Source organism: Lysobacter sp. P5_B9, assembly GCF_054049835.1.
In genome coordinates this window covers 15,991-42,275 of the sequence record NZ_JBFULP010000008.1, presented here as the reverse complement: position 1 = coordinate 42,275, position 26,285 = coordinate 15,991, and the positions used below count along the sequence as shown (strand labels likewise).

Genomic DNA, 26,285 nt, shown 5'->3' with positions numbered 1-26,285 from the left:
GCGCCACAAGGATAGAGCCTGGACTCGGCGCCATCGATGCGGATCCTGTCGGGTTGCCTGCCTACACTAACGCAGCGCCCCGCCGGTCGGAGGCATCCACGCGCGATGGGCATCCGGCGGAGTCTGTCGAGGCGTGGTCGTTGTTCCGACGCCGTGTCCCACTAGACGATACCGAGCAGCCGCGCGCGGTCCACCGCGTGCTTGCGGGTGCCGGCCGACAGTTTCTGGAACAGGTTCTTGAGGTGCCACTTCACGGTCTCGCCGCCCACGTCCAGGGTGCGCGCGATCTGCTTGTTGCTCATGCCGTTCTGCAGCAGCTGCAGGATTTCCCACTCCTTGGACGTGAGCAGGGCGTTCCGCACGGGCGCCTGGCGCAGCGCACGCACCGTTGCCGCCGGCGGTGTCTTCGGCGCGGAGTGTGCGACCAGGCGCAGTGCAGTGCTCGACCCCGACGCGCGCAACTCGTCCACCATGTCCGCGGCGGTGGCCGGCGCGTTGGCCAGCAGGCGCGTGCTGCCGGACAGCTGCGCCAGGCTCAGCGCCTCGGCCATCAGCGGCAGGGCCTGGTCGGCATCGCGCTGGCGGGCGACGACCGCGCGCAGCATCTTCGTGGTCAGCATGTCGTGGCCGCGATGCTGCTCACCCGCCAGCACATCAGCCAGGGCCAGTTGTGCCTCGGCCGCGTCGGAATCGCGGCGGCCGAGCGCCGCGTAGGCCCTGGCGATGGCGACCACCAGTCGATACTGCGGCTGGAACCAGCGCAGCGGCGGCTCGAGGAAGATCGGCTCCATCGCGACCAGCGCATCCACCAGGCTCGCGATGGTCTCGATGTGTCCGCGCAGGGCATGGATGCGCACCTGCTCGGCCAGTGCATGCACGCGCAGGCGCGGAAAGTGGCCTCGTTCGGCCAGCGCGCACAGGTCGTCGAGCACGCCCAGCGCGCGCCGCTCGTCGCCCTGGCTGAGGGCGATGCAGGCGAGGCTGCGGTAGGCGCATAACAGCGTGTCCGGGAAGCCGTTGCGCTCGAGCACGTCGATACGGTTGGCCAGCAATGCCTGCGCCGCCTCGTTCTGGTCGCTTTGCACCAGCGCTTCGGCCAGCACCGCCGCGAGCAGGCTGGCGCGCATGCTGCGCCGGCCTTCCTCGCGTTCGGCGCGGGACAGCGCGGGTCGCAGCACGGCTTCGGCCTGGTAGGCATCGCCTTCCCAGAGGTGGCTCAGGCCGAGCAGCATGCGTCCGATTCCAGCAGCCAGCCGCAGCGAACCGGTGTCGCCGTGCCCGGTGGCCTCGGCGATGCATTCGCGTGCCTGCACGGTCTCTCCCGAATGCAGCGCAAGCAGTGCCCGCAGATTGAGCCTGGTCACCGCGTACAGCGGGGAAATGGTGGCCTCGCGCGGTGGCCAGCGCGGCAGCAGCGGCGGGATCTTGTCGAGCTGGTCGGCGTAGGCGGCCGAGCCCGCGGCGATGCGCAGCGCCTTCACCAATGTCAGCGTCCCGGTCGTCGGGTCGTCGAGAACCGCGCTGGCGAAGCGTTGCGCCTCGGCGTTGCGATCGCTGAAGGCCAAGATGGAAGCAGCCACCAGCCGCAAGCTGGGGTCGCCGGCGAACAGCTCCCGGGGCAGCCGCTCCAGCCACTCGCGCGCCTCCGCCAGTTGTCCCCGGGTGCTCAGTGCCCACAACGACTTCGCCGCCCATGCCTCGGCGTCGGCCATGTGGCCTGCCGCCAGCGCATGGTTCGCGGCCTCGTGGTAGCGCTCCGCGGTGGCGAACCAGCGCGCCGCACGCGCATGCAGGGCGTCCCGCTCTTCACGGGGCAGCTGCTCGAAGCGGCCCAGGAGAAAGTCGCGCGCCATCGGATGCAGGCGCACGCAGTCGGGGTGCTCGCCGACCATCACCATCGGCGTCTCGCGCGCCAGCCATTCCAGGTGGGCTCCGGCCTGTGGATCCTGGGTGACGGTTTCGCACAGGGCAACACTGAGCGGATCGAGGATCGCGACGCGCTCCAGGAACTGCACCATCCCGACAGGCATGCGCGCGAGCAGCGTCTCGACGAAATACTCCCGCGTCGTCCCGCGTCGCGCCGACAGGTCATGCACGGCAGCGGCCAGGTCCGGTTCCGGCTCGATCGCGGCGATCGCGAGCTGCAGGCCGATCGGCCAACCCTCCGTGGCCTCGTGCAGGCGGGCGCGATCGTCGACGCCCAGGCGCGGTCCGAACCGCCGTTCGAGCACCTCCATCGACTCCTCGAGCCGCAGCCGCAGGTCCTCGGCCCCGAACGCCGCGTAATGGCCCTTGGCCGCCAGCTCCGCAACCTGCAGCGGCAGTTGCACGCGGGTGCCGATCACGACGTGCAGGTTCGCCGGCGCGTTCATCAGCAAGTACTGCAGTACGGTGCGCACCGCTGCTTCGGGGAGGCGCTCGCAGTCGTCGACCATGAGCACGGTCTGCGTGCCGCGCATCGCAACGTCCGAAAGCAGTCCGGTCAACGCCTCCACGCCGGGCACGACCGTGCACTGCGCGGCGGGATCGACCGGGCGCCCGCTGGCGGTGCGCAGCGAGTGCAGCAGCGCCATGGTGAAACGCTCGGGCTCATCCTGGTCGTCGGCGTCGAGCCAGGCGACCAGCGCACCGTTCTCCATCCAGCGGCGGCGCCATTGCAGCAGCAGCGTGGTCTTGCCGAAACCCGCAGGCGCGGCAATCACGATCGCGGCGCGGTCATGGACCTGGTCCCACGCGCGCTGCAGGTGCCGGCGCTCCAGCGCCTCGCGCGGCAGGCGCGGCGGCATGGTTTTCAGAGTGAATTCGGACTCGGTCATCGTAGTGCCGAAGAACGAAGCTGCACCGGCGTCGGGGGCCCGGGTGCAGCTTACACCTGGGTGGCGCATGCCCGCCGCGCGGCCACATTGATGCTCGCCTGCGAAGTGGTCTACGTCGGCCCGTCGCCGCTTCGGCAACTCTGCTTCAGGTGACTTCCATCACCGTCGTGCCTCTTCTTCATGCGACGAATGTGGTTACTGGTTCCGCTGCGCCATTGGGCCGTGCCGGCACCAGTGGACACGCGAGCCGCGCCCTTCCGCGCGCAATGGCCTTTAGCGCAGTACGCCCGGCAGGCCCGGTGCGGGACTGAGCTGGCTGCTGTGCTTGACCTCGAAGCTGCGCTGATGGGCTTCATCCGGGGTTGCGGCGACGGTGCCGATGAGCGTGTAGGAAATGCTGCGCCCGGCGGCGAGGGCGTCGGCCACGGCAAGCTTGCCGGCGGCCTGCGGAGCGAGGACGGTGGTGACGACGTCGGCGGATTCCGGGCCGATCGACATCGACGGCTGTGCCGTCACGCGGCCCGCGTCGTTGCCGCCAACGTTGAGCGCGAGGTCGACGGAGTCGAACTGCATCGGAATGCTGCTGAAATTCTCGATCCGCAGTTCCACCGCCCAGCGGCCATCGGCTCGCACCGTGAGTTGCTGGATCTGGGCGGAAGGCTCGGAGATGCGGCGGACCATGCCGTGCGAGCAGGCGCCCAGCAGCAGCGCGGCCGTGACTGCAAACCCGCTTGTCCACACTCCTGCCTTCATGCCGCTGCTCCGCCTGTTGGAAGCGGCGAGCATAACCGCGGTGCGCCCATGCCGTTGCCATGGGCCGGTGCTGGGGGGGCTCGGGGCGGTGCGCAGCCCACAGCGAGGGCACCACCCCCGTGTCCGCGTTCGACCCAAAGCGGTCACAGGAGATCGACCACCCGTTTCGCCGTTACCTTGGCCGATGCCGGATTCTGGCCGGTCACCAAGCGCCCATCGACGACAGCATTCGGGACGAACGGCAGGAACGCCTTGTCGTATCTTGCGCCGCGCTGTTTCATCGCTTCTTCGAGGACTTCCTCCCGCCAGGAGAAGCCCGTGACCCTGCGTCCCGCGACCGACGTACAGGCAGTTCGTCACCATGGCCTGCGAAGCGTTCGACAGGCCTGTGTCGTACAAGGTCGTCGGCAAGTGGGCCTTTGCCGTTGCGGGAATTTCTCGCCACAAATGAGGGAGATCCGGGAATTGCTTCCGCGCTACGAGCAGGACAACCTGTTTGATTCGAGCAGGTTCAAGCGCCGATTCCCGGAGTTCGAGGTAATGACGTATCGGGAGGGGATCAATCTGATCCGAAAGAGCGGGGCCGGAGAATGACTGGGCCTTGAAGCGCTCAGTCGAATGGCGCTGGATCGATCCCGTGAGTCCGCTTCCGGCCGGCAGCGGTCGTAGATCAGCAGTCCGCCGCGGCGAGTTGGCGAGTGGCCGCTAACGACCCATAGCGGACATTCGTCCTCCCGGTCTAAGCTCATCCACTGACTTGGCACGCCCACGAGATCATCCTCGGAAATCGGGTGCTTCAGCGCGCTCAGTGCGCGTGCCTCTGCCCCTAAATGACGGCGATTAACCTGCGCCATCGGATGCACCGCATGCTTCGACTGACCGATCTCAAGTTGCCGCTGGACCACCCCGAGCCGGCGCTGCGCGAGGCGATTCTGGCCCGACTGGGCATCGCCGCCGACGAGTTGGCCGGCTACACGGTCGCCAAACGCAGCTACGACGCGCGCCGACGCGGCGCGATCGTGCTGATCTATTCGGTCGACGTGGACACGCCGCGCGAAGGCGACATCCTGCGGCGGCTGCAGCTGGACGACGAGGCCGACGGGTTCGCGCACACCGGCGACGGCGGCAAGGTGATGCGCACGCCGGACACGAGCTACAAGTTCGTGGCGCGCGCGCCGGAGAATCTTCCGCTGCGCCCCCTCGTCATCGGCATGGGACCGTGCGGTCTGTTCGCGGGTCTCGTGCTCGCGCAGATGGGCTTCCGACCCATCATCCTCGAGCGCGGCAAGGCCGTACGCGAGCGCACCAAGGACACCTGGGGCCTGTGGCGCAAGAAGGTGCTGAACCCCGAATCCAACGTGCAGTTCGGCGAAGGCGGCGCGGGCACGTTCTCCGACGGCAAGCTGTGGAGCCAGATCAGCGACCCGAAGCATTACGGCCGCAAGGTGATCGATGAATTCGTCAAGGCCGGCGCGCCGGAAGAGATCGCGTACGTCAGCAAGCCGCACATCGGCACGTTCCGCCTGGTGTCCATGGTGGAGCAGATGCGCGCAACGATCGAATCCCTGGGCGGCGAAATCCGTTTCAGCCAGCGCGTCGACGATCTGCTGGTCGAGACCGACCGCGCCGGTACGCGCCACGTGCGCGGTGTGACGCTCGACAGCGGCGAGCAACTGCGCGCCGACCACGTGGTGCTGGCGCTGGGCCACAGCGCGCGCGACACGTTCGCGATGCTGCATGCGCGCGGCGTGTTCGTCGAAGCGAAACCGTTCTCGATCGGCTTTCGGATCGAACATCCGCAATCGCTGATCGACACCGCGCGCTTCGGCGCGCAGGCCGGGCATCCGCTGCTCGGCGCGGCCGATTACAAGCTCGTGCACCATTGCCGCAACGGGCGCTCGGTCTACAGCTTCTGCATGTGCCCTGGCGGCACCGTGGTCGCGGCGGCCAGCGAACCCGGGCGAGTGGTCACGAATGGCATGAGCCAGTACTCGCGCAACGAGCGCAACGCGAATGCGGCGATCGTCTGCGGCATCACACCAGAGGATTTCGCGCCCTACGGCGAGGGCCCGCTCGCCGGGATCGAGCTGCAACGGCACTGGGAAGCGCGTGCGTTCGAGCTCGGCGGCGGCGAATACGAAGCGCCGGGTCAGCTGGTGGGCGATTTCCTGAAGGGTCGAGCGTCGAGCGCGTTCGGCACGGTGCTGCCCTCGTACAAGCCCGGCGTGCGCCTGGGCGATCTCGCGCCATCGCTGCCCGAGTACGCGATCACGGCGATCCGCGAGGCGCTGCCGGCGTTCGAAAGGCAGATCCGCGGTTTTGCGATGCACGACGCGGTGTTGACTGGCGTGGAGACCCGCACGTCCTCGCCGGTGCGCATCACGCGTGGCGAGGACGGCCACAGCCTGAACACGCGCGGCCTGTTTCCGGCAGGCGAAGGCGCTGGCTACGCGGGCGGCATCCTGTCGGCCGGCGTCGATGGCATCCGCACAGCCGAAGCAGTCGCGCTCGATCTCGTCTCCCGTATCTCGCATGCCGCGTAGCGTTCGCGGTCCTACAATTCATTCAAGCCGAAGCCGCTTCGCGGCTCGGCTTAATTCAGGCGTTAGGCCTCATGAAAAAGATTGCAATCGCGTTGATGCTCATTTCAAGCAATGCCGCCGCCGCTGGCTTTTGGACTAGAGTAACTGCGGGTAACAACGCCATTGCCACACCTGATGGCAAGATCTACGACGAGAGGCTCGTCCCAGTCATTCAAGCAGCAATGCGCATCTGCGTTCCACCCGGCTCGCCGCCAAAAACCAGCATCGGGAGGTTCGTGCTCGTCGGCAATGTCGATGCCTCTGGCCACCTTTCATCAGTCGCAACCAAGCCCAGCACCCGTGTATCTCGATGCTTCGCGAAACACTTTGGGGCCGATCAACTCCCGCCGCCGCCATCTAGTCGCTGGGGCAAAGCGTACCCGGTGGTTGTTGAGATGACGGTTACGCCGTGAGGCTGGGCCCTGACAATTCATTCAAGCCGAAGCCGCTTCGCGGCTCGGCTTGATTCGGGCGTTAGTCCGCACCAATCCAAAGGGGGAGTCTTGTGGAAAATCCGTATCAAAGCCCAACGGCTGATGTGGTGGCACCGGTAAAGCGAGAGCGCTTCAATGATCGCCTCGATGATGTTGCCTACGGCCAGAAAAACATCATCTACGCGATTCTTCTGTACCTAAACAACCGTGCTACTGCCCGCCTAAAAAGGGCTGGTTATCCGGTGGGCCTGCTGGGCGCCAGGTACTAGTGCAGCGGCCTAGCAATTCATTCAAGCCGAAGCCGCTTCGCGGCTCGGCTCAATTCAGGCGTTTGGGGGCACACGGATGATTTCGCTACTACTTGGTTTTGCGGTCGCAACTGTTTCCGCCACCGCACCGTCTGGGGAGCAGACGGTCAGCTCCTGCACCGCGGCACGCCTTCGCCCCTTTGTCGGTCCTACGGGCGTTCGGCCATCTTGGCCTGAGACGAAAGAACTACCAGGCTACCTGGATGGCCAGCCAGGGGTGCTGCTATCTGATCAGGGCGGCGTCTTAGACGGCTACAGCCACTGGCTGCTCGTCGATGACCGCACTGCATCTTCGTACGTGGTTCAGCGTGGCGGCTTTGCGGGCTCACAAACGATTTATGGCCCGTTTCCCGTAGCCGCCTGTTCGCAGGTGCCCCCTAACAATTCATTCAAGCCGAAGCCGCTTCCCGGCTCGGCTTAACTCAGGCATTAGGGCCCATGGGAAAGTTTCTCTGCAAATCGTGCGGTTCTGAGATCAAGCGTGCATTGGTTGCCAAGAGCTGGCCGTCCAATATCCGTTGCAAGAGATGTTTTACCAAGCACAGCGTCAAGCACCCTTGGGCTTTTGGCGTCGCTTACGTTATTTTTCTCATTGCGCTAGCGGTTGGTGCAAAGCTGTTTGCTGACTTGCTTGAGACAAAACGCGGCAATGTCGGAAGTTTCCGGAGCTGCGCCGCTTCCACCCGGAGGGGATGGTGCGCCAGTTTCGGGCCTCGTTGTTGCGTGAACTCGACCTGGTCGCGGAGTGCCGACACGCGGAGCGCGTCGCCGCCAGCTTTGCCGGTGACGATCAAATCGTCGTGCCTGCCGTGCACTGGTCATTTACCAGCGAACGGATGAACGTCCAGGACTTCATCGACGGCATTCCAGTTGCCGATATCGCGGCATTGGACGCAGCCGGGATGGATCGCAAGCAGATCGCACGCACCGGGGCGCAGGCCGTGCTGAAGATGATGCTGGAAGATGGCTTCTTCCACGCCGATCCCCATCCAGGCAATGTCTTCGTGCTGCCCGGCGCGCGCCTCGCAATTATTGACTTCGGCATGGTAGGACGATTGTCGCCTGCACGCCGCGCAGAAGTCGTGAGCCTGCTGTTTGGACTGGTCGAGCAAGATCCCGAGCGCGTCACCGAGGTGCTGCTTGAGTGGACCCGGCAGCCGGATGTCGACGAGACGCAGTTAGCCATCGACATCGACGCATTCGTCGACCATTACCACGGGGTGCCGCTGGGCCAGCTCGATCTGGCAGGCATGCTTCTGGAAGTGACGGCATTGCTGCGGTCGCATGGTCTGGCGCTGCCGGCCGACCTCGCTTTACTGATCAAGGTCTGTCTTACGCTGGAGGGACTGGGGCGCAGCCTCGATCCGGACTTTGACATGGCGGGCCAAGCGCAACCTTTCCTGCGCAGCGCGATGACCGCGCAACTCGGTCCTCGAGCGGTAGCGCGGCGCAGCGCCCGTGCATTGATCGACACCGCAGGCTTGTTGGCAACGTTGCCGCAGGATTTGCGGGGGCTCCTGCGGGCGGTCCGTGCCGGCCATGCGCGCGTGCATCTGCAAATGGAACACCTGCCCGAGTTCAGCCGCCAGGTCAGTCACTCGGCCAATCGCCTGGCGGGCAGCATGGTGATCGCCGCGCTTATCATCGGCTCGTCGATCGCCATGACGGTGAAAGGTGGACCGACTCTGCTGGGCCTGCCGTTCTTTGGACTGCTCGGTTTCGTCGGAGCCTCGCTGGCGGGTCTTTGGCTGCTGTGGTCGATCTTCCGTAGTGGGGGTGGGCGTTGACAGTCATCCTCGAGACAAGGGCTCAGACGATGGTTTCTGAAGTCGGCGTCTCTCTCGCAGCTCGCAGGCGGGAATAGTGGGCTGCCATTGAGGGCGAGCGCCTGCCAAGCAGCTGCCTAGTTTGCACGTACGCCTCGCACGGTCAGGTGGTTTGATTTGGGCTGGTGAGGCCAAGGGTGGGACCCGAAAGGTCCCAGATGGCGCTGGTGATGGCTGCTGGATTGAGGCGGGGTAGTCAGGCAAGGCGGTAAGGAGGACGCGTATTGGTTGGGCGCCGAGATGAACTATTGCTTGCCTGCCTTGGGCGAACGAGCTGTACGGACCACGGGGGATTCATTGCCTCGAGGGCCTTCCCTCATTCGATCTGGGACCGGTAGAACACCCCCCCGTGCCACTTGTTCCGTCCACCCTTGGGCCTGCCCTTGGCCTGGCAAGGGGGACCCTTCCGCGTTCTGGCGCCGCACATCTTGATGGTCATCCGGTCTCACCAAAGTCATTCGCGCGCGCCCGCGCACAAGTATTTCTGCGTGACAACACGGGCTGAAAGAGCAACAGCCTCTGGTAGATCTAAGAAGGTGTACGCCTGTGGACTAGCACACCTCGCTCCAGGGGCCGGACAAGTACGTCCTCGGACTAGTCGCGTCTGTAGCGTCGCTGGCAGCTCGCGTATTAGTACGTCAGTGGTCTAAGTTCGTACCCATCTGGACCAAGCCTGAAAGACGGTGCTGCGTATCCGCATCTTGCGATGGAGTCTGCCGATAGCACATGGTGTCGTTCCCTCTTCGAGATCCGGCCTGTTGTCGAAACCAAAACCATGCGCTAGTAGTAAGAAAGTCAACGTGAGAATTCCCACGAGTTGACGTCAGTGGCACTCGCCATAACTGACCGCCACGCGCCAGTCGTCGTCATCAATCTCCTTCACTTGGACTCCAGCTTCAACGTGTTGCTTTCTGCTGAATTCTGCCGCCTCGACGGCTGCCTGAATTGCCTCGACTTTGGAACGGTAGGTGTACGCCCGGGGCTGATTTTCGAATAGAACAGCCCAGGTTCCGTCAGGGGACCGAGCGACGTAGTACCAGTGCATGGTGTCACCTCAACCAAGGACGTTGCCAATAAAGACACGGGATCTGCCTCTTCTCCCGGCCAAGGGCCTCCAGCTCCGTCAACCTCAGGGTTCATCATCCCCTGGGCGCTGGTCGCGCTGCGCTACGGCCGCTGCCACAAGTGGCGCACCCGCCAGGGGCTAGATTCGGGCCTGCCGGGAGTGCCTCCCGGCGCGTCAACGCCCTGGTGCACCCTCCGCCTTGTGCTGCGCCGGGGCCAGGCGTGGCGAAAGCCGCACACTGCCGTGGCGAAAGCTTCGCGACCGCGGCAGTGAAAATCTTGTCACCCTGAAGGGACATGTGACATTAGGCCGCCTGAACTCCCCGGCCATGCCGTAACAGGATGCTCAAGTGGTTCAACGCGTTGGCTTAACCAGTCAGGTCCAACACATAATCTATGCCTACGGATCACGATCCGTTACAGGTCAACTCGTCACCTTTCCTGTGCCGACATTCGTCGACTTACGCAGGAATTGGATCTATGGCTACCACCACTGGCAATGATCGGAACCGCGACAACCCTAACAAGAGCAGTGAGAGTCAAAAGGGAATGGGGCGCGAACAGGAACAGCGCCAAGCAGGCCGTAAAGAGAACGAGGATCAGGCCAGGCGCCAGAGCCCTCCGACTGACCGCGAGCAGAGCGGACGCAACAAGCCGTAACGACGCTGACCTTGAAGCCCCGCACAAGCGGGGCTTTCGGGCAAAGGCTAATTGTTACGGCAATACACCATGTTCTGGTATTACGTCGCGCCATTTGGGGAAACGAAGTGGAGCGTCCTCTTCGAAGGCCAGCGCCAGCCGTTCTTATACGACTCTGAGGACGATGCAACCGTGGCCGCACTGAAGGCGGCCCGGGAAAACTACTACACCCATCATCATCAACCGTCTGGCGTTCAGCTAAGGCACGGCGACCACTGGGTGAAGGTATTTGAAATCTTTCCTGCCACAGCTAGTGATTCTGAGCACAAAGCTGCCTAATCGCCATTAGAAGCTGCAGCTCATGTTCTGGTACTACGTCATGCCACTTACCCCAAAACAGTGGAACGTCGTGTTCGACGGCCAGAGCCGGCCCCTCGTCTATAGCTCTGAGGACGATGCAATGATGGCGGCGCTAAGGGCGGCTCGGGGCAACTATGCCCACAACAGCCAACCGTGTGGCGTTCAATTGAAGGACGGCGACCACTGGGTCAAGGTCAAGGTATTCCACTAAAGACCTGGATGCTCGGGCCATTGCCAACCACCGCGTCGTAGCCGGCCACCGAGCTCCAAAGAAAGGGCAGGGTCGTATCCTCTCGGCTGGACAGATGCGACCACCTGCTTAGGCTCGTCCGGGTCCACGCGCGACATACCCCCCGGCACCCGTCACGTCCAGTTGCTGCGTGAAGCTATCTACGGTCAACTCGTACCCGCCCGCTTGGGCTGGCGCCAGATGAGGACAGGGTGCGGGTGCTGATGCATCACCTGTGGGGCGCTGTCACATCTTAGGCGACAAAGGACCGGCTTCCATTCGAAGCCTTATGGGAGAAAGGCCCCATCGTGGCGCCCGCTAAGACGCGAAGCTGGCCTCCGCTGTCCCTAACCCGAACGCCTGACGGAATGCCGTGCTTTTGATAATTGCTCTCGGCTGCACTGACTGCAGCCCGCATAGCTTTGTCTTTACTGTCATAGCTCCGGAGAAGGCCCTCGCTCTCGACGAGGACCGCCCAATTCGCTTCTTTGAATGGAGTGACGTAGTACCAGAACATGTCGCCTCCGGCCCTCTGGGAGTGCGAATTATCCTAGTGGCGATTTAGTGAAGGAACGGTCGGATCTATCGATTTCCGACCACGGTATTTGGGTGACACCCAAAGGGTGAATCCACTCCATGTTGAGGCTCCGGCCGCAAACTTGGGCAACAGGCCCTACGCCCCGGAATACTCCCGGCACTCCTCACAACTAGTGCAACAATTCCGGCGGGCGATTTCTAAAACAGAGCCGGATAGAAAAACAATCAATGGCAATCAAGGTCTAGACGTGGGCTTACCGCCTCGGGAGTGAGCGCCTCAGTATCGCAATCCAGGCGACCGGTTAGCCCTTCCAGCGCGCCAAGTCCTGTTTGACTCCATCGATCCCTTCCCACGGATCCTTTTTTCGGCGCTTCAACTTCGCAGGCACGTTGCCGAGGTTGAATGCATCCGGCCGTCGCAAGCGGGGAAGGTCGGACCATGCCAAGGGCAGGGCCACCGGGGCCCCAGACCGGGCGCGCAGCGAGTACGAGGCGACGCTTGTCGCGCCTCGATCATTGCGCAGGTAATCGATGAAGATTTTCCCCGGGCGCAATTTCAAGGTGGAGACGGTTAAGTAGCGCTCGGGTTCGGACTTGGCCAGCGCGACGGCAATGCTACGTGCGAAGCGCTTCACCAAGGGCCAATCATTCGCTGGATTCAGGGGCACCACGACATGCAGACCCTTGCCCCCGGAAGTGCGCAGGAAGGACACAAGTTTGATATCCGCGAGCAGATCCCGGAGATGCGTCGCGGCTCGTTTAACCTCGGCAAAGGGCACATCAGGGCCCGGGTCTAGATCGAACACGATCCGGTCCGCCTTGCCGGGGGTATCCGCATATGCGCCCCAAGGATGGAATTCCAGCGCGCTGAACTGCACCAGCTCCATAAGGCCTTCGCGACTGTCCACCATCAGGTAGTTCGCGGTGTTTCCAGATTCTTCTTTCAGTCGTACAGAGCTGACGATCTTCATCCCCGCCGTATGGTGCTTCTGAAAGAAGCATGGTTTCCCGGTGCCATCAGGACATCGGATCACCGACAGGGGCCGCCCAGCGATCTCGGGGAGCAGGTGATCCATGACCGCGAGGTAGTAGTTGGCGACATCCAGCTTGGTCAGGTTGTCGTCCTCGTAGACCACTCTGGTGGGACTGGTGAGCCGAAAGGCGCCTGATGCCGCTTTTTTAGCAGCGGATTTGATCGCCCCCCTTTTTGCTGGCCGTCGATCGCTGTCGGCCAGGTCCTGTACATCCTTGTCCAACCGAATGGCCTTCAAGGAGGGCTGCCGCAACACGCCCTGGTTGCTGATGCCGCGTACGAAAGCTTCGATCACGAACATGGGCGGAAACCACTTCGCCATCTTCAGGTCGGCTTCCTTCGTACCCTTGATGTGCACCGTTGGCTTCGTGGAACCCGCCCGTCCAATCCGTTTGGTCAGTTGCTGGATCTGCAAATTGTTGAAGCCGGTGCCCACGCGACCCGCATAGACCCAGCCGTGTTCGGCATCCGGCCTTGCCACCACCAGGGAGCCGAACCCCGTCCTTGACCCTTTCGCAGGTGTGTAGCCGACTACCGCGAACTCGTCGCTGTCGAGTGCCTTGGTCTTACGCCAGTCCTCACCCCGCCCGGGGTGATACGGCCGGTCCCCGCGCTTGGAAATGATCCCTTCGAACTTACGTTCCGCGGCGAGCTCGAACGCAGCGCTCCCGTCGCCCGCGACGTGGGAAGAGAATCCCAGGTGCGGTACCGGTTTCTTGAGCAGTTCTTGCAGCAGCCCCTTGCGTTCCACAAGCGGGGATCGGTCGATGGCTATGCCGTTGATGTGCAGGAGATCAAACAGCGCGTAGGACAGAACACCCTGCTGTTCGCCAGAAAGCGTCGCCTGCAGCAGGTTGAAATCCTCTTGCGTGCCTTGCGCGGCAATCAGCTCGCCATCCAGGGCCGCGCTGGTCAGCCCAAGCTGCTCAACGGCGGCGCGGATTTCCGGCACCTTCTGGGTCCACTCGATCGCATTGCGCGACCAGATCCGTACCTTGCCGTCGACGACAGTGGTGACCAGTCGATAGCCATCCCACTTGAACTCATGGATCCACTGCTCACCCTCGGGGGGAGTGGTCCCCAGCTTGGCCAGTTGGGGCACAAAGGCCGCGTCCTTCAGTCGCGCCTTCCTGGCCTTGGTGAGCTTCAGGGCCTTGGCCGCCCAATCCTTCCGTGACTTCCTGGCAACAGGGACAGACGCCAGTTTTCTCTTGTGTTCCTTTCCGCGTCCGGCCCGCTTCAGATCCGCTTCCGGAGCAGGCGTGACGTCGGCCAGGAGGTCATCGGCTTCGAGTGAATCGGCGTACTGGTCCTGGGCCTTGAACAGCAGCCATTGCGGCTGCTTGGCCGCCTTGCCGGAACGCACCAGGTGCCAACCGCCTTTCAGCTTCTTGCCGAACAGCTCGAAGCGCAGATGGCCTTTCCTCAATTGCTTCTCGGCATCGTCCTCGGTGGCCCACACGCCGTCGTCGAACAAGGCTACATGCCCGCCGCCGTAGCGACCCTTGGGGATTTCGCCCTCGAACGACGCGTACTCGACAGGGTGGTCCTCAACCTCCACCGCCATGCGCTTCACTTCCGGGTCGTAACTGGGTCCCTTTGGGACCGCCCACGACTTCAGTGTGTCGCCCACCTGTAGCCGGAAGTCGTAATGCCTTCGGCTGGCGTGATGAAGCTGGACGACAAAAATTGCACGCTGCCCTTCACGCAACGGCTTGCCCGGCTCCGGTTCCCGGGTCTTATCGAAAGTTCGCTTGCGACGGTACTCAACGAGACTCATACATCGGCATCAGGAACGCTTCGGTCGCCCCGGTCACCCTGGTCCCGATCTGGATTCGGTTTTGGCGTGCTTGCGCACGTCCTGGCCGAGAGAATGACCCAGATCATCGCTTTCCTTGATCTGTCCCTTCTCGTCGCGCCTGATCAGCCGCTTGTCGCCATTGGGAGCTATCAATTCCCGTTTGCTCATGACACCACTCTTGCTAGCTGGGTCTGCAATCTTTGACAGTCAGCCATGAAAGCGATGCGAAGTGTCTTTTATCCGCATCGTAATTTGCACGAACGCTGGCTTGCCCGCTGTAACCGCCGGGTGATGCATCGCTATTCAGCATAGCGGAAAGCTAACTGGTTAAGGCTTGTATCTTGCACGCCTATACGTCATCTGCACCGCTCATGTGCGAACTTGGGCGCTCATCGCCAACGCGAGGTTCACCATGGCACGCGACATCCTGCAAACCCTCAAGGCCGAGCACGACACGCTGCGCGCGCTGTTCGATGAATTGAAAGACACCACCGACCGCGGGGTGAAGACGCGCGAAGGCTTGCTGGAGAAGATCGAAGCCAACCTGATCCCGCACGCGAAGTGGGAGGAGAAGGTGTTCTATCCCGCGTTCAAGGAACGCGCCGATCGCGATGGCCTGCAGACCCATGCCGAGGCGCTCGCCGAGCACCATGCCGTGGAGACCTCGGTGATTCCGGAAGTCCACGCCGCCGACCCGGGCACACCGGAATTCGCCGGCCGCACCAAGGTGTTCGGCGAATTCGTCGACCATCACGCCAAGGAAGAAGAGAAGACGATGTTCAAGATGGCGCGTGAGCTCTTCTCGGCAGAGGAGCGTGCGAAATTGGACGAGGATTACGAGACCTGGAAGCAGTCCGACACCGCCGCCAATCTGCTCGTCGCCGAGAAGGCCAAGGCCGGGGTCAAGGGCGCGGTCCGGGCGATGACCAACTAGGAGCCGTATCGCCATCCGTGCGGCGGGCACGGCCGTTGATCACGACGCGTCACCGGCAACCCCGGCCACGGACGAGGCCGGCACGGTCCGCTCCACCAGTTCAGCAGTCCAATCCTCGGCAAACGCCTGGCAGCGCTCGGACAGGTACTCGCTATTGCGGGCATATTCGGGCAGTTCCGGACTGGTCCGCGCCGCCTCGACCAAGGCCGCGCGCCAGGCGACGAGTGCCATGCCCGGATCCGGATCGGTGCGCAGCAACGCGCGCAAGGCCAAGCGCAGCACGGTGACCTGCGCCTGCAGGTCACACAGTGCCTCTTCGGTTTCGCGATCCATCGGAGGCTCCGATCGTTTGCAGGATGAAGTGCACGCCAGCGGCTGCCCGGTCGCCCGGGCAGCCGCCGCTATGCCTCAGGAATCCAGTACCGAGCCCACCTGGATACGCCGGGGTGTGGTCTCCGCGCGCTTGGGGATGATGATCTGCAACACGCCATTGCGCCCCGAGGCGGAAATGCCCTCGGGATCAGCGCTGTCGGGCAGCGCAAAGCGGCGGTGGAAGCTGCCGTGGCGGCGCTCAATGCGCGAGAAACTCTCGGTTTCCAAGGCGGCCTCGCCCAGACGCTCGCCCTTGATRGTTAGCATGCCCTTGTCCATCTGCACCTCGATGTCCTTGGGCTCGACCCCGGGCAGGTCGGCGTACAGCACGAAGCGGTTGGCCTCTTCCTTGATGTCGACCAGCGGCACCCACTGGCTGGTGACCACGGAGGATTCATCGGATCCGTTCTGGAACAGACTCCCCTCGAACAGGCGGTCGAAGACTTGCTTGATCGGGTCCTGTTGCAAGCCTTGGCCGGGCCATTGGGGAGTGCGCATCATCTTGCTCATGGCGGGGTCTCCTGTTGGCTGTGGACGGTTTCAGCGTATCCGTCCGACACGCAAATAAGCGCCTCGGCGAAGCTTTCAACTCCGCTCCAACGCGGCGCGTCCGCGGTATTCAAAATCCGTTCATGGTGAGCCTCCGGCACAACGCGTCCGGCGTGTTGCGCGCGCGATGGCCGCGGCGGCGACGTCAGCGCCTGGCGCGCGACGGCGGCACGCCCGGCCGCGTCTTCGATACGTGCGCGTGATCCGGCACGTGCCAGCGCCAGGCGTGCTCGAGGCCATGGCGGATGCCGATGCGCGGACTGGTAGTGGGGAGCTCCGGCGGCAACATCCCATCGGACACGATGCGGATGCCGCGATCCCCTTTCACCAGGTCGGCGCCGTCGAACCTGCGATCGATGCCCATGGCTTGAGCCAGGCGTCCGGGCCCACTGGCCAGGTCGCGCATGCGCCCCGGAAAGCCGCGAGCCTGCTGCATGAGCTCCACACCCTGCAAGGGTTCCATCGCGCGCAGCAACACGCCGTGGCCTTCGCCCACTTTCCCGCACACAGCATTGGCGCACCAATGCATGCCGTACGTGAAGTAGACATACAGGTGTCCGCCGGGACCAAACATCGTGGCGTTGCGCGCCGTCATCCCCCGAAATGAATGGGCCGCCGGGTCTTCGGAGCCAGCATAGGCTTCCACTTCGACGATGCGCCCTGCGCGTCCGTCATCGCGTACCAGGATCTTGTTCAACAATTCCGGGGCCACCTCGCGCGGGTCACGGCTATAGAACGCGCGCGGAAGCGTCCTGAGGCGTCGTCGACTAGCGGTTGAACCCTGAGCGCTCAACGATGGCCTCCAACTGGGCTAGGGCGTAGTCCTGGTCCGACGTGGCTACGTGTCCCAGCAGGATCTCCACTTCATCCTCGAACTTGCGAGGAAACGTGTTGCGGTCGTGCAGCCATGCCCGCGCGTGGTCTTCCAGTGTGTGTAGTTGTTCGTCGAGTTGGGAGCGGGTGAGGGGCATGGCATCGTCACAATGGAATAGCGAAAGTATGGCCGTTGGCGGCTCGACGATCTGTCAATGGCCTGTTTGGTGGGGGAACAACGCTGTTCAGGGCATGATCCGCGCGCACGTGGCGACCTGCACGTCCATCGACCGCATCACGGCCAGGGCATTGCGGTGCCGCTGCGGAGTGATGGCCGCAGCACCATCGCTGGCGACCACGGTTTCAAGCTGGCGCATGCGCGCACCCACAGCGCTGGCGAGGAGGCACTGGTCGGTGGCAATGCCGGTGAGAATCACGCGCTGCACTGCCAGTTGCGACAGCAACACCTCCAGCGGGGTGTTGTAGAAGGCGGAGTGCTGTGGCTTGAGGATGCTGTAGTCGTCCTGTTCCGGTGGCAAGGCCTGCACCAGTGGTGCACCAGTCGCGCCGGGCTGGCAGCAGATCGCCACGAGCTGGCGGAAGTCCTCCTGCCAATGGGTGAAGTTGTCGTTGACGAATACTATCGGCACGCCCTGTGCCTTCAGCCGCTTGCGCAGGCGCGCAATGCGCCGCGCGGCGGGCAGGGCATGGCGTAGCAGGCGCGGTCCTTCCGGGAAGTCGAGCGCGTTGATCATGTCGATGATCAGCAGCGCACTGTGGGGACGCGGGCGGCGAGGCATGCAGGCGGAAATGATCGGAAAACGACGGGGCAAAGGTCGCGCAAGCCGCGGCTGCTGCATGTGAAACGGGCAGGTGCATGACGGCCGCGCCGCCGCCTGGCGAAAGCGCATGCCCATTCAGCCATCCTGCGTTTGCCTGCAGGGATGCGCGACGCAAAGCGGCCGCTGTATTTGGTTGACGTGTTCTTGCCGCGACCGATGGGACCATCGTCACCCGAACGCGCGGCGTTCTTCGCGCGCAGGAGCTTCCATGGCACGCGTACCTTCCTCCAAATCATCGGGCGTCACCTCCCGCGGTAACGGCAAGCTGCCCCACGCCGACGCGATCCGCGCAACCGTGCAGCGACAGCAGGCGATCCAGGCCAGCGTCGACCGCCGTGATGCGCGCGAAGGCGTGAAAACCAAGCCGACAAGGAAGCAGCCGGTGCAGGCTGGCGTCGCCGAACAGCCCGAGAATCCGATGCCGGCTCAGCATTTGCGCAAGCCTGGCAACGAGCATGCGCTGAAGGAAGCTCCGCGCTTCCTCGCCTCCGCCTACCGCGGCAGCGGCAAGCTCGAAGGCATGGCCGCGCTGGTCACGGGCGGCGATTCGGGCATCGGCCGCGCGGTGGCGGTGCTGTTCGCTCGCGAAGGCGCCGACGTCGCCATCGCTTACCTCAGCGAACACACAGATGCCCAGGCGACCAAGGCACAAGTGGAAGCCGAGGGCCGCCAGTGCGTGCTGCTCGCAGGCGATGTGCGCGATCCGCGCTACTGCGAGGAAGCGGTGGCGAAGACAGTGGAGGCGTTCGGGCGGCTGGACGTACTGGTTAACAACGCCGCGTTCCAGCAACACAGCTCCCGGCTGGAGGACATCACCGACGCACACCTTCAGGAAACGCTGCAGACCAACATCGCCGGCTACATCCAGATGGCGCGCGCCGCCGTACCGCACATGCGGAAAGGGGCCGCGATCATCAATACCGGCTCGGAGACCGGAATATTCGGCAGCAAGCACCTGCTCGACTACTCAGCGACCAAGGGCGCGATCCATGCCTTCACCAAGGCGCTGGCCAGCAACCTTCTTGAACGCGGCATCCGTGTGAACTGCGTCGCCCCCGGCCCGGTTTGGACGCCGTTCAATCCCGCCGACGCGCCCGCGGAGAAGGTCGCGAAGTTCGGCGAGGACAGCGACATGGGCCGCCCGGCCCAACCCGAGGAGATATCGCCGGCGTTTGTTTTCCTGGCCTCGCCTGTGTGCTCATCCTACGTCAGCGGCGTGATCCTGCCGGTTATGGGTGGGCCGCACGGCTGAAACCGCATCGAAATTCATGCCCAGGTCCGTTGTTGCGAATGTGAAGGTCGGCGGCGCGTTGAGCCTGCAGCAGTGCTTCAGTCAAGCGGCCTTTGGCTCTGGTTGAACTGTGCTCAAGGAAGCAGGCGAGGGCTCGTTGATCGGCCGCACATGCTCTACCTGAAACGGACTCTTTGCGCCTTCTAACTCCACCAGCGCCAGCCCGCCCCAGACGAAGGCGAGCCCAGCAGTTTTCATGTTCAACGGTTCACCCGATTTGAGGACGATCTCGACGATCGAGCCTTTCGGGCAGCACTGGTTGAAGCGAAGGGCGGCGTCCAGGCAGTTCATGGCATCTAACGGCATCAATTAGTAATAATACTAATAGCGGATTGCCATGGTCGGCAAGCGGCTTTACGGCTGCGCCCGGTCTCAGACGCTGAGACGTCACACCGCTAGAACGTCCACGCCATTCAGCAGGATCAATCATGTCGGCCCTTAGCCTGTTCGCTCCGCCATCGCTGCCTCGTCCACCTGTGGACGGCGGCTTCCTCGCCACGCGGCTAGCGGGCAAGCACGCCGCGCTAATCACTGGGCATTTCGTGATGCCCGGCCGCGAAGGGCGATACGCCGATCTGCCAGCGGGGCTCCCCGAACGCCTCGCCGCCGCTCTGCGCGCTCGCGGCGTCTCGCGCCTGTACGACCACCAGCGCGAAGCTTGGGATGCGGTGCATCGCGGCGGTCACGTTGTAGTGGCGACGCCCACGGCCTCGGGCAAATCGCTTTGCTACACGCTGCCGGTGGTCGCGGGCGCGATGACGAGGCAGGCCAAGGCGCTGTACCTGTTCCCGACCAAAGCGCTGGCGCAGGATCAGGTCGCAGAGCTGCTGGAGCTCAACCGGGCCGGCGAGCTTGGGATGCGGCCGGCGACGTTTGACGGCGACACGCCAGGCGACCAGCGCCAGGCGATCCGGCTCAATGGCGACATCGTAGTGAGCAATCCGGACATGCTCCATCAGGGCATCCTGCCGCACCACACCAAATGGGCGCAGTTCTTTGAAGGACTGCAGTACGTCGTCATCGACGAGATCCACAGCTACCGTGGCGTGTTCGGCTCGCACCTGGCCAACGTGCTGCGGCGGTTGCGGCGGGTGTGCGCGTTCTATGGCGCGTCGCCGCAGTTCATCTTGTGCTCGGCCACCATCGGCAATCCCAAGGACCATGCCGAGGCGCTGCTCGAAGCCGACGTGCATGCAATCACCGATTCGGGCGCGCCCAGCGGCGACAAGCATGTATTGCTCTGGAATCCGCCGGTGGTGAATCCCGACCTCGGGCTGCGAGCGTCGGCGCGCTCGCAGTCCAACCGGATCGCGCGTACCGCAATCAAGGCGGGGCTGAAGACGTTGGTGTTCGCGCAGTCGCGAACGATGGTCGAGGTACTGACCAAGTACCTAAAGGACGTGTTTGACAGCGACCCGCGCAAGCCGGCGCGGATCCGCGCCTACCGCGGCGGCTACCTGCCGACCCAGCGGCGTGAGGCCGAGCGCGCGATGCGCGCGGGGACCATCGACGGCATCGTCTCGACCTCGGCGCTGGAACTTGGCGTAGACATCGGCAGCCTCGATGTCGTGGTGCTCAACGGCTATCCAGGTTCAGTCGCGGCGACGTGRCAGCGTTTTGGCCGCGCAGGGCGGCGGCAACAGGCGTCGGTGGGCGTGCTGGTCGCCAGTTCCGATCCGCTCGACCAGTACGTGGTACGGCATCCGGAGTTCTTCTCCGCGGCGACGCCGGAGCAGGCACGCATCGCGCCCGACCAGCCGGTGATCCTGCTCGACCACATTCGCTGCGCGGCGTTCGAGCTGCCGTTTCTCAAGGGCGAACGCTTCGGCCCGGTCGATCCGGAGGTGTACTTGCAACTTCTGGCCGAGGACGGCGTGGTACACGCCGAAGGCGAACGCTGGGAATGGGTTGCCGACAGCTATCCGGCCAACGCGGTGAGCCTGCGCTCGGTGGCGGACGGCAACTTCGTTGTGGTCGACCGCACTGACGGGCGCCAGGTGATCATTGCCGAGGTTGATTTCTCCTCCGCGCCGCTGATGCTGTACGAGGGCGCGATCCACATGGTCCAGTCCACGCCGTACCAGGTAGAGCGCCTCGACTGGGAAGGGCGCAAGGCCTTCGTCACCCGCACCCACGTCGACTACTACACCGATGCGATCGATTACACCAAGTTGAAGGTGTTGGAACGTTTCGACGGCGGCATCGCCGGCGCCGGCACGTGCCACCACGGCGAAGTGCACGTGGTGCGGCGCGTAGCCGGCTACAAGAAGATCCGCTACTACAGCCACGAGAACATTGGCTACGGGCCGGTGAACCTGCCCGACCAGGAGATGCACACGACCTCGCTGTGGTGGCAGTTGCCGCAGCACGAGCTGGATGCGCGCTTCGCCTCGCGCCAGGACGCGCTCGACGGTTTCCTCGGTACGGCCTACGCGCTGCACGTGGTGGCGAAGGTGGCGGTAATGGCGGATGCCGCCGACCTGCAGAAGGCGGTGGGTAGCGGCGATGGCGCATGGTTCGCGACCGCGGACAGACGCGGGCGTGGGCAGTTGCGGGCAACCGACGGGAGTGCGGTCGACGTGGCGATGCACGATCGTTTCCTGCCGACGGTGTACCTCTATGACAACTATCCCGGCGGGGTGGGGCAAAGCGAGCCGTTATGGCGACGCCAGCGCGAACTGGTGGTACGGGCGCGCGAACTGGTGGATCGCTGCGATTGCAAATCCGGGTGTCCGGCCTGCGTGGGGCCGGTACTCGCTGTGCACGAGGACGCGGCGGCTTCGCCCAAGGGATTGGCGCTTAGCGTCCTATCGGCACTGGAGGCGGCATGAGCCTTACCCTGGCCAAGCTGCAGCAGTTGAAGCGGCAGGCGGGCGGCTCGGCGCCAGCAACAGTGCCTCCGCCGCCGTCTACCTCTAGCTCGATCGATGCGCTGCGGCAGTTGCTGCGCGTACGTCCGCCAGCGGTCACGCGCGTGACCTCTCACGACCGCGCCTTGCCGGGCAACGAAATCGCGCCTGGCCTGTTCCTGCGCGAGGAACGTATACCCGACGATGCCGTGCCGGATCAATTCTGTGGCGCGTTCGATCGCAAGGAAGCACTGCCCGCGGCGAACCTGCTGTGTTTCGACACCGAGACCACGGGCCTCGCCGGTGGCACCGGCACGCGCGCCTTCATGATTGGCGCGGCCGACTGGTGCGAAGGTGGGCTACGCATCCGCCAGCTCACGCTCGCCAATATGGCGGCGGAAGCGTCGATGCTAGACGCCTTCCGCACTTGGCTGGCGCCAAGCACCATCCTGGTCAGCTACAACGGCAAGTGCTACGACGCGCCGCTGCTGGCGACCCGCTACCGCCTCGCACGGCGAGCCAATCCACTAGCGGGCCTGCTGCACGTCGACCTGCTGTATCCCGCGCGTCGGCGTTGGCGGGGCGTGTACGAGAACTGCCGGCTGGCGACGATCGAGCGTCAGGTTCTGCGCGTGCTGCGCGAGGATGACCTGCCCGGTTCCGAGGCGCCTGCGGCCTGGCTGTCGTACTTGCGCGGCAGCAGCGCGCACACCCTGCGGCGCGTGCTCGCACATAACCACCAGGATGTGGTGTCGCTGGCGCGATTGCTGCGGCACCTCAGCGCGATGGGCGAAGCCGACATGGCGGCCAGAGTCACGCCCGGCGCGGCCATCCTCGCTACCATGGCCTGAGCGTCGCCGGCCGGAGGACGAAACATGTGCTACTCAGCCGAGATCGAAGGGGATTACCACAGGTACGTGCGGCATTTCGGCGCCGATTTCGGCATCCGCGAATTCGTGCGCCTGTACTGGGCCCGCAGGGAAGGCGCGAAGGTGAAGATTCCCAAGGCCATGGACGCTGCGTTCGCCAATCCCGCTACGGGGGAGGAACGGCAGATCCTGGAGATGGTGCACGCCTACAACGCCGAGCAGGCGGGCAAGCTGGAGCAGGAGCTGTTCAAGCAGAAGAAGCGCCTGGCCGACGCCGAACGCACCCTTCAAACCAAGACCACCAAGGCCGCCACCGAAAGCAAGCGCATTGCTGCCGACAAGATCGATTGGGCGATGGGGAAGCTGAATGATCTACGCCGCACGGAGCTGGTGGGTGAGGACTCGCGCATCTTTCCCGGCTGGTACGCGCCGGTGATGGTCATGGAGCACGGCAAGCGCGTCGTCAAGCCGATGCGCTACCAGTGCCGGCCCGCGGGCAAACCGGCGCTCAACGACGTGAAGTTTCCGGGTACCTACAACGCGCGGCGTGACAGCCTGGGCAGCTACTGGAAGGATCTATTTGGTCACCACCACGGGGTCGTGGTCGCCAACGCGTTCTACGAGAATGTGAGCCGCCACGCTATGGATGGCCGCGAGCTGGCGCTTGGTGAGAAGGAAGAGAACGTAATCCTCGAATTTCGACCTAATACGCACAAGCCGATGCTGGTGGCGTGCCTGTGGTCGCACTGGCAGGGCGGGAGCGAGCCCGACCTGCTGTCGTTCGCCGCGATCACCGACGACCCGCCGCGCGAAGTGGCGGCGGCCGGTCATGATCGCTGCATCATTCCGATCAAGTCCGAGTACGTCGAGGCCTGGCTCAATCCCGATTCGCGCAACTTGGCGGAGCTCTACACAATTCTCGACGACCGTGAGCGGCCGTACTTCGAACATCGGCTGGCTGCCTGACAAGGTTCCCCGCTGAGAGCTTTTGTGAGTGGGAACCACGTAGGGAATACTTCTGGACGGTTTCGCTTTGCCCCGAGAAAATTGGCCTCGAAGCGTTCTTGTAGGCGGAGGAGTGCTCCGCCAACACCGCGGGCCGCGAAGAGCCGGTCCCAGCGAGGCGTGCCGAGGGCAACCAGCGCGACGGGCTGTTCACCCGCTGGCGCGGCACCTTACCAACTAGGCCATGCTTTGGCTTGGAGACCCATTCAAGTCCGGGCACTTCCCCCCTAGATCGGCCGTACGGGGCAAGCTTGGGGCGAGGAGCAGACGGCAGCTAAGGCTGTGTACGATCGTCTCAACCAAGACCCGAACTGCCCTCTGGTGGAGCGACATGTCTGAACATTTCCCGCGTCCCGTGTTCGACGAATCCGGGACCTATACGATCAGCGAAGCGGGCGCCTATGAGGTTTCTGCCCCATCGATTCAGCGCTACCACGAAGTGGTGTTCGCTATTCGGGACCTCCGATCTGCCCACGAGATGGTCCAGCAGTGTTGCCGGGATGATCTAGGCGGGCTGCATCCAATGCTAGAACAGGGGCTCTGGGTAGGTGCAGTGATCCTCTATAGCAAGCCGTTCAAACGGAACGGTGCCAGGATATTGTTCGATGCCGGGAGTTTCGTACGTTCGCACGCAGCCGACGATATGCGTGACCGCCACCATTACCTCATCACCCTGCGGGACAAGATGATTGCCCACGATGACGGTTTGGGCGAGTGCAAGCAGGTGTCAATCGGTCTTCCATATCGACAGCCGGCGAACCATTTCGAAATCGGCATTGATCCCCCCAATCCCCGCGTCGTTTCACTTGGCTCGGATATCGCGCGTGAGGTGGAACCCCATATCGACACCATGCTGAAAATGTTCGAAGACTATCGGTGCCAGTTGCGTGAGAAGACGGTCAGAGACCTGTTTCAATCGAATCTTCAAGAAGTGACAGTACTTGGCCGGGCGACGCGGACGAGATTGGAGGTCAATCTCGATAGTGTCGCTAGTCGTTGGCCGAGGGGGAGCGGAAAATCGTAGTCCGTTGATCGCGTGATTTAACTCTGGACTACGAGGTCAGCAGAGTCTTGCACCTGGCCAGCGAATCATTCAAGCCCACGTATTGGGAATGCCAAGAGGTACTTCCAGGATGAGTGCACCAAGCGCGATCGCGTTCTTTCCATGGTGGGCGATCGGGGAGCCCATGGTTGTCGGGTCAGTGCGATTGCTGCCCTTCACAAGGAAGCAGGCCCCTGGCAATCTGCCGCACGTGGAGCAGAGCGACATTGACGCGGTGCTTCACGCCTACTCAGCGCACCCCAAGCAGAGGGTTGGCCAAGCCACACTGTTGGAAGTTGACGATTGGAGATTAGGCCTAGATCCGACGCCTGTCTTGAGGCGACTGTTTGTCGCGCAGGACGCATTAGGCTTCGCGGGCTTGGCGGGGCGCTCACTTTTCAGAGGTCATTTCGGTTACTGCTGTTTCCATAATTTTTCCTTGGTCGTGCAGCGCTTCCAAGCCGGGCGTGGCGATACCTTTGCCTATACGATGCGACGCCGAGACGGTGGCTCGCAGCACCTATGGTCGTCCGACGAGTTCGCCTTCCAGCGTCCATTGCACGTGAATAGCGCGCTAAGTGGTCTGTCGATCGACGCCCACCTAGTGCAACTGCTGATGGACGAGAGTTTGCCGGTCAATTGGAGTGAGGCTGTTTCCGAGTTCAATCGTGCCAACACGGATTCAATCGACATGCCCATGCATGTCGAGATGGTGATGCTGAAATCAGCATTTGAACAATTGTTTGGCATTCAGCCTCGTGCGGATCACTTCGAGCGAGCGCTTGAGCGGATGCTGAGTTCGCTACCGCCGCCGCCCAGGTCCGCAGATGGCCCCTTGCGTGCCCGCTGGTTGCAAGCCTTTCCGAAGTCGGGCCGGTTGATACACGCGTGGGCGCGAGAGTTCTGCAGCCGGCGAGGCGCTGCGGCGCACGGTAGTAGAGGAGGTAGCCATTTCATCTGGTCGGAGGCCTCCCATTTGGCGTTCGCCTCACTACTTTTTCCGCTGGCGCTTAAGAAGCTGGCCGCAGATGCGAGGGGCTATCCAATTACCTCGGACGACATGGAGCGCCTAGTTCGGATCGATGAGTACATTGCGCACGACCCGATGACCTTCCGCGAGGACGATGACAGCGACTACGGCACCAAGCACCCATGGTTGGAGATCGACCTCGACGTTCGAATGCGTGCAATCTCCCGAGTGATGTATCCAAGTATGGTGACGGCATTGGAAGAAGGCATCTCGTCTGCCGATATTGGCCGGCCGGGCTGAGAGCCGGCCTCTAGGTGTGAACGACTCGATGGACGGACGATGCAGGCCAATGAATGCTGTCCAAGA

26 protein-coding genes are annotated in these 26,285 nt (G+C 63.5%); 14 read left to right on the top strand and 12 right to left on the bottom strand.

Annotated features, from left to right (window positions below; genetic code table 11):
- Positions 1-161: 161 nt before the first annotated feature.
- The 3 genes from ACXJJ9_RS14905 to ACXJJ9_RS14895 form a co-directional block, all read right to left on the bottom strand.
- Complete coding sequence (locus tag ACXJJ9_RS14905; protein ID WP_457097917.1) at positions 162-2,816, bottom strand: LuxR C-terminal-related transcriptional regulator; 2,655 nt, start codon at positions 2,814-2,816, stop codon at positions 162-164.
- 273 nt (positions 2,817-3,089) lie between these two features.
- Positions 3,090-3,569 carry a hypothetical protein gene (locus ACXJJ9_RS14900; RefSeq protein ID WP_457097916.1) on the bottom strand — a complete coding sequence of 160 codons (480 nt, stop codon included), beginning with the start codon at positions 3,567-3,569 and terminating at the stop codon, positions 3,090-3,092.
- Positions 3,570-3,712: 143 nt separating this feature from the next.
- Positions 3,713-3,850 carry a hypothetical protein gene (locus ACXJJ9_RS14895; protein ID WP_457097915.1) on the bottom strand — a complete coding sequence of 46 codons (138 nt, stop codon included), beginning with the start codon at positions 3,848-3,850 and terminating at the stop codon, positions 3,713-3,715.
- Positions 3,851-3,887: 37 nt separating this feature from the next.
- Here ACXJJ9_RS14895 and ACXJJ9_RS14890 point away from each other — a divergent pair, with 37 nt between their 5' ends.
- The 5 genes from ACXJJ9_RS14890 (at position 3,888) to ACXJJ9_RS14870 (ending at position 8,680) form a co-directional block, all read left to right on the top strand.
- Positions 3,888-4,163, top strand: a complete 276-nt coding sequence (locus ACXJJ9_RS14890; RefSeq protein ID WP_457097914.1) for a hypothetical protein — start codon at positions 3,888-3,890, stop codon at positions 4,161-4,163.
- A gap of 272 nt (positions 4,164-4,435) precedes the next feature.
- A complete protein-coding gene (locus ACXJJ9_RS14885; protein WP_457097913.1) occupies positions 4,436-6,112 on the top strand; it encodes an NAD(P)/FAD-dependent oxidoreductase in 1,677 nt (558 codons plus the stop codon).
- A gap of 71 nt (positions 6,113-6,183) precedes the next feature.
- Entirely contained in the window at positions 6,184-6,564 is a 381-nt protein-coding gene (locus tag ACXJJ9_RS14880) for a hypothetical protein (RefSeq protein WP_457097912.1), read from the top strand.
- A gap of 92 nt (positions 6,565-6,656) precedes the next feature.
- A complete protein-coding gene (locus tag ACXJJ9_RS14875) occupies positions 6,657-6,854 on the top strand; it encodes a hypothetical protein (protein WP_457097911.1) in 198 nt (65 codons plus the stop codon).
- A gap of 707 nt (positions 6,855-7,561) precedes the next feature.
- Positions 7,562-8,680 (top strand): ABC1 kinase family protein, encoded by a 1,119-nt coding sequence (locus ACXJJ9_RS14870; RefSeq protein WP_457098088.1) that lies wholly within the window; start codon positions 7,562-7,564, stop codon positions 8,678-8,680.
- Positions 8,681-9,542: 862 nt separating this feature from the next.
- Here ACXJJ9_RS14870 and ACXJJ9_RS14865 read toward each other — a convergent pair.
- Positions 9,543-9,764: a DUF2188 domain-containing protein gene (locus tag ACXJJ9_RS14865; RefSeq protein WP_457097910.1), complete on the bottom strand. Its 222-nt coding sequence runs from the start codon at positions 9,762-9,764 to the stop codon at positions 9,543-9,545.
- Between the two features lie 749 nt (positions 9,765-10,513).
- On the opposite strand from ACXJJ9_RS14865, the gene ACXJJ9_RS14860 reads away from it, so the two are divergent.
- Both ACXJJ9_RS14860 and ACXJJ9_RS14855 read left to right on the top strand, forming a co-directional pair.
- Positions 10,514-10,762 carry a hypothetical protein gene (locus tag ACXJJ9_RS14860; protein ID WP_457097909.1) on the top strand — a complete coding sequence of 83 codons (249 nt, stop codon included), beginning with the start codon at positions 10,514-10,516 and terminating at the stop codon, positions 10,760-10,762.
- Between the two features lie 22 nt (positions 10,763-10,784).
- Positions 10,785-10,994 (top strand): hypothetical protein, encoded by a 210-nt coding sequence (locus ACXJJ9_RS14855; RefSeq protein WP_457097908.1) that lies wholly within the window; start codon positions 10,785-10,787, stop codon positions 10,992-10,994.
- A gap of 857 nt (positions 10,995-11,851) precedes the next feature.
- Here ACXJJ9_RS14855 and ligD read toward each other — a convergent pair.
- Entirely contained in the window at positions 11,852-14,362 is a 2,511-nt protein-coding gene (ligD, locus tag ACXJJ9_RS14850; RefSeq protein WP_457097907.1) for a DNA ligase D, read from the bottom strand.
- Between the two features lie 33 nt (positions 14,363-14,395).
- Positions 14,396-14,551: a hypothetical protein gene (locus ACXJJ9_RS14845; RefSeq protein WP_457097906.1), complete on the bottom strand. Its 156-nt coding sequence runs from the start codon at positions 14,549-14,551 to the stop codon at positions 14,396-14,398.
- Positions 14,552-14,795: 244 nt separating this feature from the next.
- Here ACXJJ9_RS14845 and ACXJJ9_RS14840 point away from each other — a divergent pair, with 244 nt between their 5' ends.
- The gene (locus ACXJJ9_RS14840; protein ID WP_457097905.1) at positions 14,796-15,317 is read left to right on the top strand and encodes a hemerythrin domain-containing protein; all 522 of its coding nucleotides are present in this window, start codon (positions 14,796-14,798) and stop codon (positions 15,315-15,317) included.
- A gap of 39 nt (positions 15,318-15,356) precedes the next feature.
- On the opposite strand, the gene ACXJJ9_RS14835 is transcribed toward ACXJJ9_RS14840, so the two are convergent.
- From ACXJJ9_RS14835 to ACXJJ9_RS14815, 5 genes are all read right to left on the bottom strand, one after another.
- Positions 15,357-15,650 carry a hypothetical protein gene (locus ACXJJ9_RS14835; protein ID WP_457097904.1) on the bottom strand — a complete coding sequence of 98 codons (294 nt, stop codon included), beginning with the start codon at positions 15,648-15,650 and terminating at the stop codon, positions 15,357-15,359.
- Between the two features lie 75 nt (positions 15,651-15,725).
- Positions 15,726-16,190: an Hsp20/alpha crystallin family protein gene (locus tag ACXJJ9_RS14830; protein WP_457098087.1), complete on the bottom strand. Its 465-nt coding sequence runs from the start codon at positions 16,188-16,190 to the stop codon at positions 15,726-15,728.
- A 193-nt stretch (positions 16,191-16,383) separates the two neighbouring features.
- Complete coding sequence (locus ACXJJ9_RS14825; RefSeq protein ID WP_457097903.1) at positions 16,384-17,031, bottom strand: DNA-3-methyladenine glycosylase; 648 nt, start codon at positions 17,029-17,031, stop codon at positions 16,384-16,386.
- Positions 17,006-17,209 (bottom strand): hypothetical protein, encoded by a 204-nt coding sequence (locus ACXJJ9_RS14820; protein ID WP_457097902.1) that lies wholly within the window; start codon positions 17,207-17,209, stop codon positions 17,006-17,008. Before ACXJJ9_RS14820 ends, ACXJJ9_RS14825 begins: the two co-directional genes overlap by 26 nt.
- A gap of 87 nt (positions 17,210-17,296) precedes the next feature.
- The gene (locus ACXJJ9_RS14815) at positions 17,297-17,851 is read right to left on the bottom strand and encodes a cysteine hydrolase family protein (RefSeq protein ID WP_457097901.1); all 555 of its coding nucleotides are present in this window, start codon (positions 17,849-17,851) and stop codon (positions 17,297-17,299) included.
- A gap of 250 nt (positions 17,852-18,101) precedes the next feature.
- Here ACXJJ9_RS14815 and ACXJJ9_RS14810 point away from each other — a divergent pair, with 250 nt between their 5' ends.
- Positions 18,102-19,145: an SDR family oxidoreductase gene (locus ACXJJ9_RS14810; protein ID WP_457097900.1), complete on the top strand. Its 1,044-nt coding sequence runs from the start codon at positions 18,102-18,104 to the stop codon at positions 19,143-19,145.
- An 81-nt stretch (positions 19,146-19,226) separates the two neighbouring features.
- Here ACXJJ9_RS14810 and ACXJJ9_RS14805 read toward each other — a convergent pair whose 3' ends face one another.
- The gene (locus ACXJJ9_RS14805; RefSeq protein WP_457097899.1) at positions 19,227-19,475 is read right to left on the bottom strand and encodes a hypothetical protein; all 249 of its coding nucleotides are present in this window, start codon (positions 19,473-19,475) and stop codon (positions 19,227-19,229) included.
- A gap of 137 nt (positions 19,476-19,612) precedes the next feature.
- Here ACXJJ9_RS14805 and ACXJJ9_RS14800 point away from each other — a divergent pair, with 137 nt between their 5' ends.
- The 5 genes from ACXJJ9_RS14800 to ACXJJ9_RS14780 all read left to right on the top strand — a co-directional run bounded on the left by ACXJJ9_RS14800 (position 19,613) and on the right by ACXJJ9_RS14780 (position 26,219).
- Entirely contained in the window at positions 19,613-22,015 is a 2,403-nt protein-coding gene (locus ACXJJ9_RS14800) for a DEAD/DEAH box helicase (protein WP_457097898.1), read from the top strand.
- Positions 22,012-22,884: a ribonuclease H-like domain-containing protein gene (locus ACXJJ9_RS14795; protein WP_457097897.1), complete on the top strand. Its 873-nt coding sequence runs from the start codon at positions 22,012-22,014 to the stop codon at positions 22,882-22,884. Before ACXJJ9_RS14800 ends, ACXJJ9_RS14795 begins: the two co-directional genes overlap by 4 nt.
- A gap of 24 nt (positions 22,885-22,908) precedes the next feature.
- Positions 22,909-23,868, top strand: coding sequence for an SOS response-associated peptidase family protein (locus tag ACXJJ9_RS14790; RefSeq protein ID WP_457097896.1), 960 nt, complete (start codon positions 22,909-22,911; stop codon positions 23,866-23,868).
- 370 nt (positions 23,869-24,238) lie between these two features.
- Positions 24,239-24,931: a hypothetical protein gene (locus ACXJJ9_RS14785; protein ID WP_457097895.1), complete on the top strand. Its 693-nt coding sequence runs from the start codon at positions 24,239-24,241 to the stop codon at positions 24,929-24,931.
- 457 nt (positions 24,932-25,388) lie between these two features.
- Entirely contained in the window at positions 25,389-26,219 is an 831-nt protein-coding gene (locus tag ACXJJ9_RS14780) for a hypothetical protein (RefSeq protein WP_457097894.1), read from the top strand.
- Positions 26,220-26,285: the final 66 nt, after the last annotated feature.